Here is a 15,747-nt window from a genome sequence, read left to right as displayed (position 1 = left end):
GCAACGTATATATATATATTATTCAAATAAGTATTAAAAATTATTTACATGATTTATTAGGATAATAGTGGAAAGATTGGAGGTGGAACTGATTTATAGTACTTCACACTGTAAATCAGTTAAAACGATGTATATTAAGGATAAACCTATTGGTTTTTTTGATTCAGGAGTTGGAGGACTTAGCGTTTTGAAACAAGCTATGAAATTACTTCCAAATGAAGATTTTGTTTATCTTGGTGATTCTAAGAATGCTCCCTACGGTATTAAAAGTGTTGATGAAGTAAGAAAATTAAGCTTTGAAGCAGTGGATTTTTTACTAACTCATAATGTTAAAGCTATTGTAGTTGCATGCAATACTGCTACAAGTGCTGCCATTGAGGCGTTGAGAAATACATATAAGTATATTCCTATAATAGGTATAGAGCCAGCATTAAAACCAGCTGTAGGATTAAATAAGAAAGGTAAGATTGTAATAATGGCAACGCCTATGACATTAGCAGAAAAAAAGTTTAACAATCTTATGATGAAATATAAAAGCAAAGCGGATATTGTTCCTTTACCTTGCCCAGGACTTGTAGAGTTTATAGAAAAAGGGGTAACTGAAGGTGATGAAATAAATAATTTTATTAAAGAAAGATTTTTTGAATTACAAGCTGAAGAAATATCTTCGGTAGTATTAGGATGTACTCATTATCCATTTATTAGAAAGGAATTATCTAAGGTATTGGGAAAAAAAGTTCATATTATAGATGGTAGTATGGGAACTGCTGCTCAATTAAGAAGGCAGCTTGTATCTAATAAATCTATTAATTCACATCCTAAAAAAGGAAAAATTAAAATATTTAACACTTCAGATGAAAAAGAACTTTTAGATATTTCTTATAGATTATTAAATATTGAGGAGAAATAATAAGAATGTTGTAAAGCAACATTCTTATATTCCCCAGTCGCCAATCACCAATCCCCAGAGTAAAGAAAAAAGATAAAAACAATTAAGAACAATTAGATAAAAATAAATTAAAATAGACTTAAAGATAGATTATATCTACTTTAAGTCTATTTTGCTTTATTTTAATTTTAGTTTTGCATTAGCAAAACGTCATTGTCTGGGGACTGGAGATTGGCGACTGGTGAGTAGAATAAAATTGCTTCACAATTTTATTCTATTATCTATCACCTTACCTAATCTGTGGAATAAATTATTATTATAGAAAGTAAAAAACCATAGAAATAAGGTGATGAAATGAAAGTGTTTGTTTTAAAAAAGGGAGATGAAATAGGAGAAAAACAAATAGGAGAAAAAGAGGATAACATTCACATTAAAAAATCAGAAAAATTCAATTATATAGTTATCAACAATCCTAAGGATAGTAATAGTATATGCACAATAAAAGAGATAAAAATTTTAAATAAAGATATTCCTAATAAGCTTTGTCTTATGGGAGGGGAAGAGGAATTATATAAGGACATAGAAGAAACTACAATACTAGATAAAATAGGGATTTTTAATGTAAAAATAAAACAAGAGGAAAAGGAAGATGAGAGAAATTTAGAGATAGAAACAAATGAGCTTTTAGAAAACGAAGAGTGTAATATATTAAAGAATTCAGTTTTAATAATACTTCCCAAAGGCTGTTTATTTATTAAATTAGATAAGGAAGTAAATGATTTGCACATGAATATAAATTGGACAAGTGAAAAAATTCATTGAATGTTTTTGGGAAACTTTTTTAAAATCTTTTTATTTAGTTAAAAATGGGGTATATTATGGTATAATTTAGTGTAACATATTTAATATTTAGAGAATTGGTTGTAAGAGAGGAGAATAAATTATGAATCCAATAGTAACTATTAAAATGCAAAATGGAGATATTATGAAGGCTGAATTATATCCAGAAATTGCTCCTAATACAGTAAATAATTTTATTAGCTTAATAAAAAAAGGATTTTACGATGGCGTAATTTTTCATAGAGTAATTCCAGGCTTTATGATACAAGGAGGAGATCCGGACGGAACAGGAATGGGAGGCCCAGGATATTCAATTAAAGGCGAATTCACTGGCAATGGTTTTAAAAATGATTTGATACACTCTAGAGGAGTTTTATCAATGGCAAGAACTATGGCTCCTAATTCAGCAGGAAGTCAAATTTTCATAATGGTAGAAGATTCTCCACATCTTGATGGACAATATGCTTCTTTTGGAAAGATTACAGAAGGAATGGAAGCTGCTGATAAAATAGTTAATACAAAGACAGACTATAGTGACAGACCATATGAAGATCAAGTTATGGAAAAAGTAACAGTTGATACTTTTGGAGTTGAGTATCCAGAACCTGAAAAAATGTAGTAAATAGATATAGAACCCTTTGCAAATATATTTTGCAGAGGGTTTTTGTGTAAAATATATACTTTATTAATGGAAAAAAAGGATTACTTATATTAAAATATAGTTAAGCATTTAAGAGAAATAATACATCGGAGGAATAGTTATGAGTAGAATTGGAGACAAGATAAAAGAAGTCAGATTAGCTTCAAAGCTAACTGAAAAACAATTAGCAAAGAAATTAGGGGTTGCTGAGAGTTTTGTAAAAGATGTTGAGCTAGGAAGAAAAGTTGCAAATGAAAGCTTGATAAACAGAATATCAAAAATTTTAGGAAAAGATTTAAATGATATTACAATGTCTTTTGAGGAACAAGCACTAGAAGAAGGTAAACAGGAGAAAATAGGGAAAAGTGCTCCTGTTGAGAAAATAAAAGATGTTTGGAATGATGCATTTAGTTCTGTTTTAAAAACTGTACCTGTTTATGGATATGATATGAGTAAGATTTTAGAGGGAAGAAAAATGCCTATTATGAATAACAAAATTGAAGGCCATTCAAAGGATAAGGTTCTGTTTTTGAAAATAGAAGATGATGATATGATAGGATTTAGAATATCAAAGGAAGATATAGCTTTTGCACATATAACTCATGAAATTGAGAATAATTCAATTTGTCTTATTGAGTATAATGGTGAAAGAAAAATAAGACAAATAAAAAAATTAGATAATACTAAATTGCTTTTGGTAAGCAATAAAGGTAGCTTAAGAACTGAAACTATCGGGATTAAGGAGATAAAAGTTCTAGCTAAGCTTGATAGAGTGGAAATAAAATTATAATATTTTTTATTATGCATTAAGAAAAAATTGCTTCTATGGAAGAATAGATCAAAGCTTAAAACTTAGAAAAAAGTTTTAAGCTTTTTCTATTTGTACAGTTTAATTCATAAATATAATTAATGAATTAATTTAAGGAGGGCTATTTACGGAAAATAGAGATGGATTACTAAACTTACTTTTAAATGTTCCAAGTAACATTAAAGCAAAAATAGCGGAATTTTCCCAGAATGATGAGATATTAACGGGAAAAATAGAGTTGGTTATATTATTTGGAGATGAACGTATAAAGGTTAAACAGCAAGTAGAAGCAATAGGAGGAATTTTTGAAAACTTAGGATTTGGATATGGAATAATTACAATAGCGGTAGAGGATATACCCAAGGTATCTACTATTGAAGAAATCCAGTATATTGAACTTCCAAAAACTTTATTCACCTCAGATTTAGGAAGTAACAGAGCTAGTTGTGTACCTGAAGTATGGAGTTTGTATAATCTTACTGGTGAAGGTGTTTTAGTGGGATTTATTGATTCAGGGATTGATTATTTGCACCCTGCTTTTAAAAACGAAGAAGGAAGTACAAGAATAGAATATATTTATGATCTTTCGCAAGGAGGGAAAGTTTGGAATAAAAATGATATAAACAGAGCTATAAATTCCCCTGAGCCTTACAGTATAGTTTCACAGAGAGATGTTGTGGGACATGGTACTCATGTTGCAGGTATTGCTTGTGCTGGAGGGAATATAGATAAAATTTATTATGGAGTTGCATACAAATCAAGTATTGCCATGGTGAAAATGACAGGAAGCGGTAAGGTTAGTTATGCAAAATCTACTCAGCTTATGAGAGGGATTAAATTTCTAATAGAGAAAAGTAAGGAGTTAAAACAACCTCTGGTAATAAACTTAAGCTTTAGTACAAATGATGGAGCTCATAATGGAAATAGTCTTCTTGAACAGTATATACAAACAATTTGCAGCTTGGAAAGAATAAGTTTTGTAATAGCCTCAGGAAATGAAGGAGCTGCTGCTCATCATGTAGGAGGAGTTTTAAGGGAAAGTGTTAATCTTTCCATGGCTGTGGCTGCTGATGAAAAAAGCTTGATATTACAATTTTATAAGGAGTTTTTAACTGATATAAGTATAGAGATTAGGAATCCAGGAGGAGCAAGCAGTGGAATTATTGCTTTGAAAAATGGTAGATATTATGAAAAAAACATAGGTAGAGATGAATGTTTTATTTACAACAGTGGGCCTAAACCTTTTGATATAAATGGAGAAATAATAATAAGTTTAAGTGTAGATACGGGATTTTTAACAGCAGGTACTTGGAATATAAACATATATTCAAAAGGAGAGACAGTTGGAGGATTTGACATATGGATGCCTATTTCAGAAGGATTGAATCCAAATACAAAGTTCTTAAAGCCTGATCCTTTTAACACTCTAGGAATTCCAGCTACTGTTTCCAACGTTATATCTGTTGGAAGTTATAATTATAAAACAAATTCTTTATCTAGTTTTTCAGGAAGAGGTAAAATAGGTGGAGATAAACCCGATGTTATGGGACCGGGGGAAGAAATATTATCTTCTATAACTGGAGGTGGATATGATAGCTTATCTGGTACATCTATGGCGACACCTCATGCTGCTGGAGCAGCAGCACTTTTTATGCAGTGGGGATTGGTTTTAGCAAATGACCCATACATGTACGGAGACAGACTTAAATATTTCATGCTAAAGGGAGCGAAAAGAGAACGAATAGATGTTATTTACCCAGGACCTACATGGGGATATGGTGAGCTTTGTGCAAGAGAGGGAATGGAAGTGGCTGTTCAAAGAGGGGCTAGAAATAAAGGAACAAGACAAGGATGCAGTGAGCTTTTTTATGAAGAAAACTACAGGAATTATATTGTAGAATATGAAGGTGATATAAAGTCAGTCTTTATGAATATAGAGTATGCCTGTGGATTTATTTTAGATGACAGATATGCAGTTATATCAGTTGATATAAACAAAGCTGATGAGTTTTTTAAAAAAACAAAAGAAATAGTATTTGTAGAGGAGCCTGGTATATATACATTAAATCAGATATCTCCTATAGATGCAGCAAATATATCACAATTCCATGAAAGTCCTGTTTTAAGCTTAACAGGGCAAGGAGTACTTGTTGGTATTATTGACACAGGCATAGATTATTTAAATGAAGAATTTATGTATGAAAATGATACAACAAGAATAGTAAGCATATGGGATCAAACTGTAAAAGGAGAAGGTATACCAGAATTTTTAGGAGTTGGAACTGAGTATACCAGAGAAGAGATTAATAAAGCTATTATGGCAAAAAAACAAGGAGAAGACCCTTATGCTATTGTAAACAGTAAAGATGAAAATGGTCATGGAACCAGTATGGCTGGAATAATAGGGGCAAGAGGAAGGAATCCTGAGCTTAAAGGTGCTGCTCCAGGCTGTGAATTTGTAGTAGTAAAGATGCAGCAAGCAAAGAAGAATACATTATCATTAGAAGGAATAAATGATGTTGATATTCCAACTTATTGTACAGCAGAAGTAATTTTAGGAATTAAGTATATTTATAATATGGCTAGAAAGTTAAATAAACCTTTAGTTATTTATGTACCTTTAGGGACTAATAAAGGAGCACATAACGGAAGTGCAATAGTAGAAAGATATATAGACGAAATATCAAAGGTTAGAGGAATTATTGTAGTAACAGGCTGCGGCAATCAAGCAGATGGAGAAACTCATGCTTCAGGCAATTTTGAAAAAAGTGGTGAAGAAAAGGTTATGGAAATTCAGGTAGATCCTTTGCAGAGAGATTTAACCTTTGAAATTTGGTGCAATAAGCCTGATAAGGTATCAGTAGGGGTAACATCTCCTGGGGGTGAAGTTATTGGTAAGATTCCAGCAAAGCTTGGTGAGACGGAGATATCAAAGCTTGTTTTTGAGGGAAGCACTATAACAATAGCATATTTTTTCCCGGAAGAAATTACGGGGGATGAAGTTATAAGAATAGATATAAGAAATGCTAGGGGAGGAATTTGGAAATTTACACTTTATGGAGACATTGTAATAAATGGAAGATATGATGCTTGGTTGTATCAAAGAGAGTTATTAAAAGAAGGTACTAAATTTTTAGCTCCTTCTCAAAATGTTACATTGACTATACCATCTACTAGTGAAAGAGTTATATCTTGTGCGTATTACAATCAAAATACTGAAACAATAGTAGCAGCTTCTGGAAGAGGATTTACAAGAGAACATACATTAAAACCAGAATTAGCAGCTGGGGGAATAAATGCTTTGACTGTATCTAGGGGAGGAGGAACAACTAGAGTTTCAGGCAGCAGTGTAGGAGCGGCAGTTACCGCTGGAGCCGTGGCACTTATTTTGGAGTGGGGAATTGTAAAAGGAAATGATCCTACTTTGTATTCAACGAAAGTAAAAACTTATTTAATAAGAGGAACTAAAAAAAGACCAGGAGATGTTTATCCAAATAGATCTTGGGGATATGGGTTATTAGATTTGAAAGGGGTTTTTGAAAAAATAAGATAAAAATAAGAGATAGGTCACAATTATTATATTAGTTTCATATTATTATTATTGGAGCAATTTCTAAAAGGAGAAAAATAATGGCACAAAAAGGGAGGCTGCAAGTACAGGTTATAGTAGAAGACACTTATGTTCCTATTCCTGATGCTGAAGTAATTGTTAAACCCAGAGCTGAAGAGGGAAGTAGACAAAAAGAACAAAAAATTACTACTGATTCTTCGGGACAAACAAGTGAATTAGAGCTTGATGCACCACCAATAGATAATTCAATGAAGCCATCAGATAAATCACCATATAGTCTTTGTGATGTGGAGTTAAAAGTAAAGGGATATAGGGATATAGTTGTGCGAGGATGTCAAATATATCCTAATACTTTAGCTGTTCAACAATGTAAAGTTACACCAATAACTACTACAAGACAGGTAAATGAAGTAGAAATAATAAATGTTGAACCTAATACATTAGTTGGAAAATATCCACCCAAAATACCGGAAAATCCGGATAAACCACTTCCAGAGCCAACAGGAGGAGTAGTTTTACCACAGCCAGTAGTTCCAGGACTCATTGTTGTTCATGCAGGCGTTCCAGATGATCCTTCTGCACCTAATTATACTGTAAGTTATAAAGATTACATTAAGAATGTAGCATCTTGTGAAATTTTTTCTACTTGGCCAGAAAGTACAATAAGAGCAAATGTATATTGTATTATTTCATTTACGTTAAATAGAATATATACAGAATGGTACAGAGGAAAAGGAAAGAATTTTGACATAACTAGTTCTACTGCTTTTGACCATGCTTTTTCATATGGAAGAAATATTTATTCTAATATAAGCAGAGTTGTTGATGATATATTTTCCACATATATGAAAAGACCTGGAAGAAAACAGCCTTTATTATCTCAATATTGCGATGGGGTAAAAGTTCAATGTCCAGGATGGCTTACTCAGTGGGGAAGTAAATATTTGGGTGATGCTGGTAGAGTTCCTTATGAAATATTAACTAATTTTTATGGTTCAGATTTAGAATTAACTACGGCAAAAAAGGTTTCAGGAATTCCAATGTCTTATCCGGGATATACTTTAAAATTAGGTTCTAGTGGAGAACCTGTAAGAACAGTACAAAGATACTTAAATAGAATAGCAGATAATTATCCTGCTATACCTAAGGTAATAGTAGATGGTATTTATGGAGAAGCTACTAAAAAGTCAGTAACTACATTTCAAAAAATATTCTATTTACCTCCAACAGGAGCAGTGAATTATCCTACATGGTATAAAATTTCCGATATATATGTTGCAGTAACAGGAATAGCTGAGCTTGGTAGAGAAGATTTAAGAAATAAGATATTATTAAGAGAAGATAAACAAATAGAACTACCTAAAAAAGAAGGCATTTTTATACCGCCACCACCATATAGCAGTATGTATGTGCCAACTGTGAAATACCCGCTAGAATAAAAGTGCGGAGCAATTTTATTCTAGTAACCAGTAACCAATCCCCAGTCCCCAGAAAAGGATGTTTTGCTAATGCAAAACTAAAATTAAAATAAAACAAAGTAGACTTAAAAGTAGATACAATCTATCTTTAAGTCTATTTTATCTAATTGTTCTTAATTGTTTTTAGATTTTTTCTTTATGCTGGGGATTGGCGATTGGGAATTAGAATAATGTTGCATCGCAACATTATTCTATAGGTCCGTATTTGTCTTTATCATAATGCATAAGTACCAATGTAAGTTCTTCAGCATGTTCTTTTTCATCTCCTGCGATTTCAATGTAAGTTTCCTTTATATCCTTATATGGTGATTCAAAAGCGTTTTGCTCGTATAAGATTACTGCTTCGAATTCACCTTTTATATCACTTCTTATAAAGTTTAATATTAAATCTTCAGAGTGTTTTCCATATACATTTAGGTATTTGGAATTTTTACTTAACTTCACATGTTCTTTTGATTCCATATATTTAGCATATTGTACTGGATCGTATTTTCTAAGTAACTGTAAAAACATTCCATAGTGCCGTTTCTCGTCTTCCATAATATGATGCCATACTTGGTTTATATCTTTAATGTCAGAGTGCGCTATGTGATAAGCATAGCCATTTATAGCAACTATCTCACTTATCAATGCTTCACGAATTTTATTTGTATAGAAATATGGATATCCTTGGGGCTGACCTTCAGTTGTATAACTCATTAATACACCTCCATTTTATAGGATTATAAGATATAATAATTTATTCTATATATATATTTTTTATGATTGATTTATTTGTGAGAATTATTAGAAGATTAGTGAAAAAATTAGAAAGTTAAGTTATTCATGTCAACATTACTATATGTATAAAAAACAGAAGAAAAAGAAGGTATATAAACCATATAGGGGGGTAGTAATTTTATATGGTATATTTAAAAATTGATATAAAATTTTTTGTAGAGTATAATATGCCGTGTACAATATGTTGTGGTTGGAGGTAGAATGAATGCTATATGTAGTGAAAAGGGACGGTAGAGAGGTTTTGTTCGACTCTATCAAGATTACTAATGCGATTAAAGGTTCTGCAGAAGAGATAGCTTTTAACTTAAAGGAAAGTGAAGCTATTGAGCTTACTCAAAGAGTTATTGAGCAGATAGAAAACAAAGGATATGAAAAAATAACAGTAGAAGAAATTCAAAATATTGTTGAAGATATTTTGCTACAAAATGGGCATAAACCAATAGGCGTAGCTTATTCAAATTATAGAAGAGAAAGAACAAAAATCAGAGAAATAAAATCAGATTTAATGAAAAGTATCAAAAATATAGGAGTTGAAACTGATAGAGATAACGCAAATGTGGGAAATAATTTCAGTTCAAAATTACTTAGAATAGCAAGTGAATCAAATAAATGGCATAATTTAGGTATAATGCCTAAACATTTAGCTAAGGCTCATGAGAACGGAGATATATATTATCATGATTTAGACAGCTATAATTTAACTACAAACTGCTTAAATATAGAAACGGGAAAAATATTAAGAAGAGGATTTAATACAGGTTACGGAACAATACTTCCAGCAAAAAGAATAGAATCTGCTGCAGAGTTGTCATGTATATTGTTACAAAGCACACAAAATGATATGTTCGGAGGACAATCTCACGTAGATTTTGATAATGACATGGCACCTTTTGTTGATATGACAAGACAGGAAATTTTAAATGAGTATAGAGAAGAATTTGGGAATACTGGTGCTGATATTGAAAGAATAGTAGAAAAAAAGGTGAAAAAGATTGTTCACCAATCCATGCAGGGAATAGTATATAATTTAAATACTATGCATTCCAGAGCAGGTTCTCAGGTTCCTTTCAGTTCCATTAATTTAGGACTTCCTAGAAATGAAGATGCAGCAATGGTTTGTCAGTTTTTCTTAGAAGAATATGAAAAAGGATTAGGTAAAGGTGAGCAGCCTATATTCCCTAATATAATCTTTAGAGTTAAGAATGGTGTAAACAGAGAAGAAACAGATCCATATTACTATTTATATGAACTTGCTTGTAAAGTTGCAAGTAAGAGAATGAACCCTATGTTTATGAATTTAGATGCAGATTTTAATAAGGAATATTATGATAAAGGTGTAATTGCTGCTACAATGGGATGCAGAACATATATAATGTCAAATGTAAATGGTGAACCAGGTCCTGAAGCACGTGGAAATATAGCACCTGCCACAATTAATTTACCACGTGTTGGAATATTAGCTAAGGGAAGTGTAGATAAATTCTTTTCTCTTTTAGAGAATAGACTTGAATTAGCAAGAGAATCACTATTGCATAGATATAATGTACTTAAAAGATTAAAGGTTAAAGATTTACCTTTCGTAGCAGGTGAGCACTTAATGAGAGGTTCTGAAAATTTATCTCCTGAAGATTCGATAGAAGCTATTTTAAAACAAGGTACGTGGGGAATTGGATTCATAGGACTTGCAGAAACCTTAACTGCTTTAGTAGGTAAGCATCATGCAGAGAGTAAGGAATCTTATGAACTTGGAATTAAAATAGTTTCATATATGAGAGAATTTTGTGACAAATATAGAGAAATAGATAGTTTGAACTGGTCTTGCTATGCAACTCCAGCAGAGGGGCTTTCAGGCAAATTTATACTTCAAGATCAGAGCGTTTTTGGAAATATAGAAGGTGTTACGGACAAAGATTATTATACTAACAGTTATCATGTTCCAGTATCATGTAAAATATCTATAAAAGATAAAATAGATTTAGAAGCTCCTTTTCATAAGATATGTAATGGAGGACATATAACATATATTGAAATGGATGGATATCCAGAAGCTGAAAATGTAAAGACTATAATTGATTATGCATATAAGAATACTAATATAAGTTATATAGGAATCAATTTCCATTTAAAATACTGCAGAAAATGTGGAGAAAGAATAGAAGCAGATAAAAATACTTGTCCTAAATGTGGAAGTAAAGATATACAAGGAATTTCAAGAGTTACAGGATATCTTTCTTTAGATGAGAGATTTGGTGCTGGGAAAGTTGCAGAACGTAAAGACAGAACTTCGCATAATGGTGAAAAACATATCAACACTTATCAATAAAAAAGCTGGTGAGATAATGGAATTACAAGTTGCGGGTTTTTTGGATAACTCTATGGTAAATGGCAGAGGATTAAGAAGTGTTGTATTTCTTTCAGGATGCAAACATAATTGTCCAGGATGTCATAATAAGCCTATGCAGGCTTTTGACTATGGTGATAAAGTCAATATAGATGATTTGCTAAATAGAATTAATCATAATGTTCCATTAATAAATGGAGTAACCTTCTCAGGAGGAGAGCCATTTGAACAGGCTAAAGAACTTTATGTATTGGCAGAACGAGTAAAAAAACAAGGGTTAAATTTATGGTGCTATACAGGATATACATATGAAGAAATTTTACAAAGTAATGATGAGTATAAAATAAAGCTTTTAAAACATATAGATGTTCTTGTAGACGGAAAATTTGAAAAAGATTTAACAGAAGGATCCAGCAAATATGCAGGCTCCAGAAATCAGAGAGTTATAAATGTTGAAGAAAGCCTGAAATGTGGCAACATTCTTATATTCCCCAGTAGCCAATCACCAATCCCCAGAGTAAAGAAAAAAGATAAAAACAATTAAGAACAATTAGATAAAAATAAATTAAAATAGACTTAAAGATAGATTATATCTACTTTAAGTCTATTTTAATTTATTCTAATTTTAGTTTTGCATTAGCAAAACATCCTTCTCTGGTGACTGGGGATTGGGGATTGGTTAATAGAATAAAATTGTTACACAATTTTATTCTATTGTTTTGGATCTAAAATTTTAACCATATTCCTACCTGCAAGTTCTCCTTCTATTTTGAGAGTATAGTCATTTATTCTTTCCCCATTTTTCATACTTGTAATAAATGTTTCAACTCCATCAAGTGGAAAAGCTAGATTAGGTGTTTTATAGTGCATAGGTATAATGATTTTGCTGTTGATGAATTTAGCTACATTAGCAGCGTCTTTTCCATCGATAGTATAATTTCCACCTACAGGAATAAGTAAAATATCTATATTGCCAAGCTTTGTTATATAATCTCGTGAAAGCTCATGACCTAAATCACCTAGATGGCAAATTTTATAACCATCCATTTCAAAGGTGAAAATAATATTTTCACCTCGTTTAGCGCCTTTTGAATTATCATGATAAGAAGGGATTCCTTCAATCGGAATATCACATAAGTAGAATAGACCTACCTTATCGATAATTTCAGGATTACCTTTAAGCTCCTCTATGTAATCATGATCAAAATGATGATGACTTATAGATACTAAGTCTACTTCTTCATCAAAAGTATGGTAGCCAACTGATTTATCAAAGGGATCTGTCAAAAGTTTTCTACCGTTTGAGTCTTTAATTAAAAAAGATGCATGACCAAGCCAAGTAATTTCCACTAAATACACTTCCTTTCCAAAAATGTTACATTGTATAACGTATGTATATATATTAACTTTTTTGTTACACTTATTATATTACAAAATGTTATAATTCATACGGTGTATATTCAAGGATTAAAAAGAAGTTTACAGAAAATATATTAATGGATAAAAAAATATTATACTGAATATTTCATAATCAATGACGAAATAAGTAATATGTACTTATAAATAGAGAGTTGAATGTATGACATAATTTTACTCTCATAAAAATTAATTTAAAAATATATAAATAACTGAACTATTGATATATTTTTTCGTAAATATAATTAAGGATAATTTGTGGTTTAAAAGAAATATTTAATAATATTTGATAAGTGTGTTAATTTAATTGCATTATTTATCCATATAAAATAAAATATAAATATATGTTGAATTTGGAGGGGAGATATTTGGGTACTATAAGGAAAATTGCAATGTTTATGGTTATGATACTGGTCATTGGGGTGAGTTTGCCTCCAAATGTATTTGCAAGTACATATTTAGAAATGGAAAGTAAAATTAATATAGATATTGACAAGGTATGGACTATTAATTTTAGTGATGAAGTTGACAAATCTTCTATTGATGGAAAAGATACTATTGTAGTTTTAAATGACAGCAATTCTAAGGTAGATACAAAGATTGACTACAAGGATAATAAATCTGTACGGATTTCTGCAGTAAATGGATATGAGTATGGAAAAACTTATACTTTATTAGTTAAAGAAGGAATTAAATCTGTAAAAGGCAGTGAATTGTCCAAGCCTACTAAAATGATTTTCACAACAAAAACTAATCCAGATAAGCCGGCAGGACAAAAAGGATACATAGTAGCTTTGGATGCAGGAAGAGCGGCAAATGATATAGGAGCAGAAGTTGGACCTTCAGGAGTTAAAGGGAAGGACATAAATTTAGATGTTGTATTAAAAGCAGGGAAAATTTTAGAGGAAAATGGAGTTAAGGTAGTTTACACAAGAAAAACTGATACAGTTTCATGGAGCAGTGGTGACAGTATTAGTAGGAGAAGTAAAATTGTTAATGATGCTAAAGCTGATGTTCTTGTCAGTGTTCACTGTAATTCATCAACAGCTCCAACTGCAACTGGTTCAGAGACTTATTATTTAAAAGGTAATAATGAATCTAAAAAATTAGCTTCATACGTTCAGAATGAATTAGCTAGTAAAACAAATCTTCACAATAGAGGTATAAAAGAAAGTACATACAAAACCCTAAGTAGTGTAAGTGCTACTGGAATTTATGTGGATTTAGGTTTTATAACTAATCAACAAGAAGAAAAAATAATGAATAGTGAAGAGTTTAAAAAGAATAGTGCAGCTGCTATAGCCGTTGCCGTACTGAAATACTTGGATGTAAAGCAAAGTATGTATATAAAAGATATAAAGGATATAACAACTCTCTTATATCAAGGAGAAAAATATACACTGCCAACAACTGTTAAAGCTGTAATGAGCGACAATACAGATAAAAGTGTTAGTGTAAAATGGGACAAGGCAACTGTTAATACATCTAAAATAGGGACTTATTACTATAAAGGAACAGTATCTGGATATAGTGGAACTGTTACATTAAAGGTAATAGTTAATAAAGCACCAAATACTGATATATCTAAAATTACTAAGGTTTGTATAGACGCCAGTAGTGCATCAAACCTAAAAGTATTGAACGGTACCGCAGGTGTTAAAGACAAGGATGTAAATTTAGCTATTGCTTTAAAACTTGGAAAAATATTAGAAAGTAAAGGAATAAAGGTAACTTATACAAGAAATACTGATTCAGTTTCTTGGAATCAAGATGTTGACGTAGACAAGAGAACACAAATAGCTAACGACAGCGGAGCAGAAGCTTTAATCAGTTTACATTGTAATTATTATAACGAGTCAGTTGGGGAAGGAATAGAAACTTATTATTCACCTAGTGATAGTGCAAGTAAGAAGTTAGCTGAAAATGTTCAAAAAAATGTAATATTTAATACTAATGCAAAAGATAGAGGTGCGAAAGAAAGTAGTAACTTTAAGATGCTAGAAAATTTTGATGAAATAGGAATTATGGTTTATTATGGATTTATATCTAATCCAAAAGAAGAAATATTACTTAATACTTCAGAGTATCAAGAAAAAATTGTAAATGGAATAGCACAGAGTGTTGTGAGCTATTCAAACAGCAGCGTTAATGACACTATTATTTCAGCAAATGATGTTAGGGTTAATGTAAAGCAGGGAGAACAATATTTTTTACCTACTAAAATTTCAGCAGTTAACAGTAATAATGCAGTAGTACAAGCTGATGTCATATGGGAAGTAAATAGTATAGATACAAGTAAGCTTGGAAGTTACGTGATTCAAGGAAGAGTAAAAAACTATAATAAGCCAGTTACTTTAACAGTGGTAGTTTCAATTGATGGGACTCCAGAATATAAAATTTGTATAGATCCAGGACATGGAGGATATGATTCGGGTGCTGTAGGTCCAGGTGGAACTAAAGAAAAAGATGTAGTATTGGCAGTGGCTTTAGAGGTTGGAGATATTCTTGTTAAAAATGGAATTGATGTTGTATATACAAGAACTAGTGATAATGTACCATGGCCAGCTAATAAATCAGCAGAGCTAAAAATGCGCTGTGATATTTCAGATACAGCAAATGTTAACTATTTTGTATCTATTCATGCTAATAGTATAGATGGAAGTCCTTCAACTTCAGGAATTGAAACTTTATATGGAAACAATAGAAGTGATGGAATAAAGTTAGCGCAAAATATTCAAGATGAATTAGTAGCTGCAACAGGAGGAAAAGACAGAGGATTGAAGGAAAGAGGAGTATATGTAGTTAAATATACAAAAGCACCTTCAGCACTTGTGGAATTAGAATTTTTAAGTAATACTGAAAAGGAAAAATTATTAAAATCTCCACAGTATCAACAAAAGAGTGCAGAAGCTATAGCTAGAGGAATTATGAAAACACTTGATTAATACAAGAGAAAATAAGAACAATAAAGATGAGAAAAGCTT

The 15,747-nt window shown here is 31.3% G+C and carries 11 protein-coding genes and 1 pseudogene; 10 read left to right on the top strand and 2 right to left on the bottom strand.

Annotated elements, in window-relative coordinates; translation table 11 throughout:
* Positions 1-127 precede the first annotated feature (127 nt).
* The 7 genes and pseudogenes from murI (at position 128) to OIO11_RS10310 (ending at position 8,187) form a co-directional block, all read left to right on the top strand.
* Positions 128-910, top strand: coding sequence for a glutamate racemase (gene murI / locus OIO11_RS10340; protein WP_268071376.1), 783 nt, complete (start codon positions 128-130; stop codon positions 908-910).
* A gap of 333 nt (positions 911-1,243) precedes the next feature.
* Positions 1,244-1,711, top strand: coding sequence for a hypothetical protein (locus tag OIO11_RS10335; RefSeq protein ID WP_268071375.1), 468 nt, complete (start codon positions 1,244-1,246; stop codon positions 1,709-1,711).
* Positions 1,712-1,832: 121 nt separating this feature from the next.
* The gene (locus OIO11_RS10330) at positions 1,833-2,348 is read left to right on the top strand and encodes a peptidylprolyl isomerase (protein WP_268071374.1); all 516 of its coding nucleotides are present in this window, start codon (positions 1,833-1,835) and stop codon (positions 2,346-2,348) included.
* A 142-nt stretch (positions 2,349-2,490) separates the two neighbouring features.
* Positions 2,491-3,159 carry a S24 family peptidase gene (locus OIO11_RS10325; protein WP_268071373.1) on the top strand — a complete coding sequence of 223 codons (669 nt, stop codon included), beginning with the start codon at positions 2,491-2,493 and terminating at the stop codon, positions 3,157-3,159.
* Between the two features lie 163 nt (positions 3,160-3,322).
* Positions 3,323-4,168: pseudogene (locus OIO11_RS10320) on the top strand (S8 family serine peptidase); the annotation flags it as partial.
* A gap of 63 nt (positions 4,169-4,231) precedes the next feature.
* Positions 4,232-6,730 (top strand): S8 family serine peptidase, encoded by a 2,499-nt coding sequence (locus OIO11_RS10315; RefSeq protein WP_326497936.1) that lies wholly within the window; start codon positions 4,232-4,234, stop codon positions 6,728-6,730.
* A gap of 77 nt (positions 6,731-6,807) precedes the next feature.
* On the top strand, positions 6,808-8,187 hold the full coding sequence (locus tag OIO11_RS10310) for a peptidoglycan-binding domain-containing protein (RefSeq protein WP_268071372.1): 1,380 nt from the start codon (positions 6,808-6,810) through the stop codon (positions 8,185-8,187).
* 225 nt (positions 8,188-8,412) lie between these two features.
* Here OIO11_RS10310 and OIO11_RS10305 read toward each other — a convergent pair whose 3' ends face one another.
* On the bottom strand, positions 8,413-8,925 hold the full coding sequence (locus tag OIO11_RS10305) for a hypothetical protein (protein WP_268071370.1): 513 nt from the start codon (positions 8,923-8,925) through the stop codon (positions 8,413-8,415).
* A gap of 286 nt (positions 8,926-9,211) precedes the next feature.
* On the opposite strand from OIO11_RS10305, the gene nrdD reads away from it, so the two are divergent.
* Positions 9,212-11,329, top strand: a complete 2,118-nt coding sequence (gene nrdD, locus OIO11_RS10300; RefSeq protein ID WP_268071369.1) for an anaerobic ribonucleoside-triphosphate reductase — start codon at positions 9,212-9,214, stop codon at positions 11,327-11,329.
* A gap of 16 nt (positions 11,330-11,345) precedes the next feature.
* Positions 11,346-11,891 carry an anaerobic ribonucleoside-triphosphate reductase activating protein gene (gene nrdG, locus OIO11_RS10295; protein ID WP_268071488.1) on the top strand — a complete coding sequence of 182 codons (546 nt, stop codon included), beginning with the start codon at positions 11,346-11,348 and terminating at the stop codon, positions 11,889-11,891.
* A gap of 167 nt (positions 11,892-12,058) precedes the next feature.
* Here nrdG and OIO11_RS10290 read toward each other — a convergent pair whose 3' ends face one another.
* Positions 12,059-12,697, bottom strand: coding sequence for an MBL fold metallo-hydrolase (locus tag OIO11_RS10290; RefSeq protein ID WP_268071368.1), 639 nt, complete (start codon positions 12,695-12,697; stop codon positions 12,059-12,061).
* Between the two features lie 434 nt (positions 12,698-13,131).
* On the opposite strand from OIO11_RS10290, the gene OIO11_RS10285 reads away from it, so the two are divergent.
* On the top strand, positions 13,132-15,708 hold the full coding sequence (locus OIO11_RS10285; protein WP_268071367.1) for an N-acetylmuramoyl-L-alanine amidase: 2,577 nt from the start codon (positions 13,132-13,134) through the stop codon (positions 15,706-15,708).
* Positions 15,709-15,747 lie beyond the last annotated feature (39 nt).

The organism is Clostridium sp. ZS2-4, from assembly GCF_026719745.1.
In the GTDB taxonomy this organism is placed as follows: domain Bacteria; phylum Bacillota; class Clostridia; order Clostridiales; family Clostridiaceae; genus Clostridium_H.
Note: the sequence above shows the minus strand (reverse complement) of the source record. Positions and strands in the feature narration are given on the sequence as shown.

What these genes read in the sequence shown, in the direction of transcription:
- OIO11_RS10330 (WP_268071374.1), top strand. Translation starts at nt 1,833, where the DNA reads ATGAATCCAATAGTAACTATTAAAATGCAAAATGGAGATATTATGAAG.
- OIO11_RS10335 (WP_268071375.1), top strand. Translation starts at nt 1,244, where the DNA reads ATGAAAGTGTTTGTTTTAAAAAAGGGAGATGAAATAGGAGAAAAACAA.
- OIO11_RS10325 (WP_268071373.1), top strand. Translation starts at nt 2,491, where the DNA reads ATGAGTAGAATTGGAGACAAGATAAAAGAAGTCAGATTAGCTTCAAAG.
- murI (WP_268071376.1), top strand. Translation starts at nt 128, where the DNA reads ATGTATATTAAGGATAAACCTATTGGTTTTTTTGATTCAGGAGTTGGA.
- nrdD (WP_268071369.1), top strand. Translation starts at nt 9,212, where the DNA reads ATGCTATATGTAGTGAAAAGGGACGGTAGAGAGGTTTTGTTCGACTCT.
- OIO11_RS10310 (WP_268071372.1), top strand. Translation starts at nt 6,808, where the DNA reads ATGGCACAAAAAGGGAGGCTGCAAGTACAGGTTATAGTAGAAGACACT.
- OIO11_RS10315 (WP_326497936.1), top strand. Translation starts at nt 4,232, where the DNA reads ATGGCTGTGGCTGCTGATGAAAAAAGCTTGATATTACAATTTTATAAG.
- nrdG (WP_268071488.1), top strand. Translation starts at nt 11,346, where the DNA reads ATGGAATTACAAGTTGCGGGTTTTTTGGATAACTCTATGGTAAATGGC.
- OIO11_RS10305 (WP_268071370.1), bottom strand. Translation starts at nt 8,925, where the DNA reads ATGAGTTATACAACTGAAGGTCAGCCCCAAGGATATCCATATTTCTAT.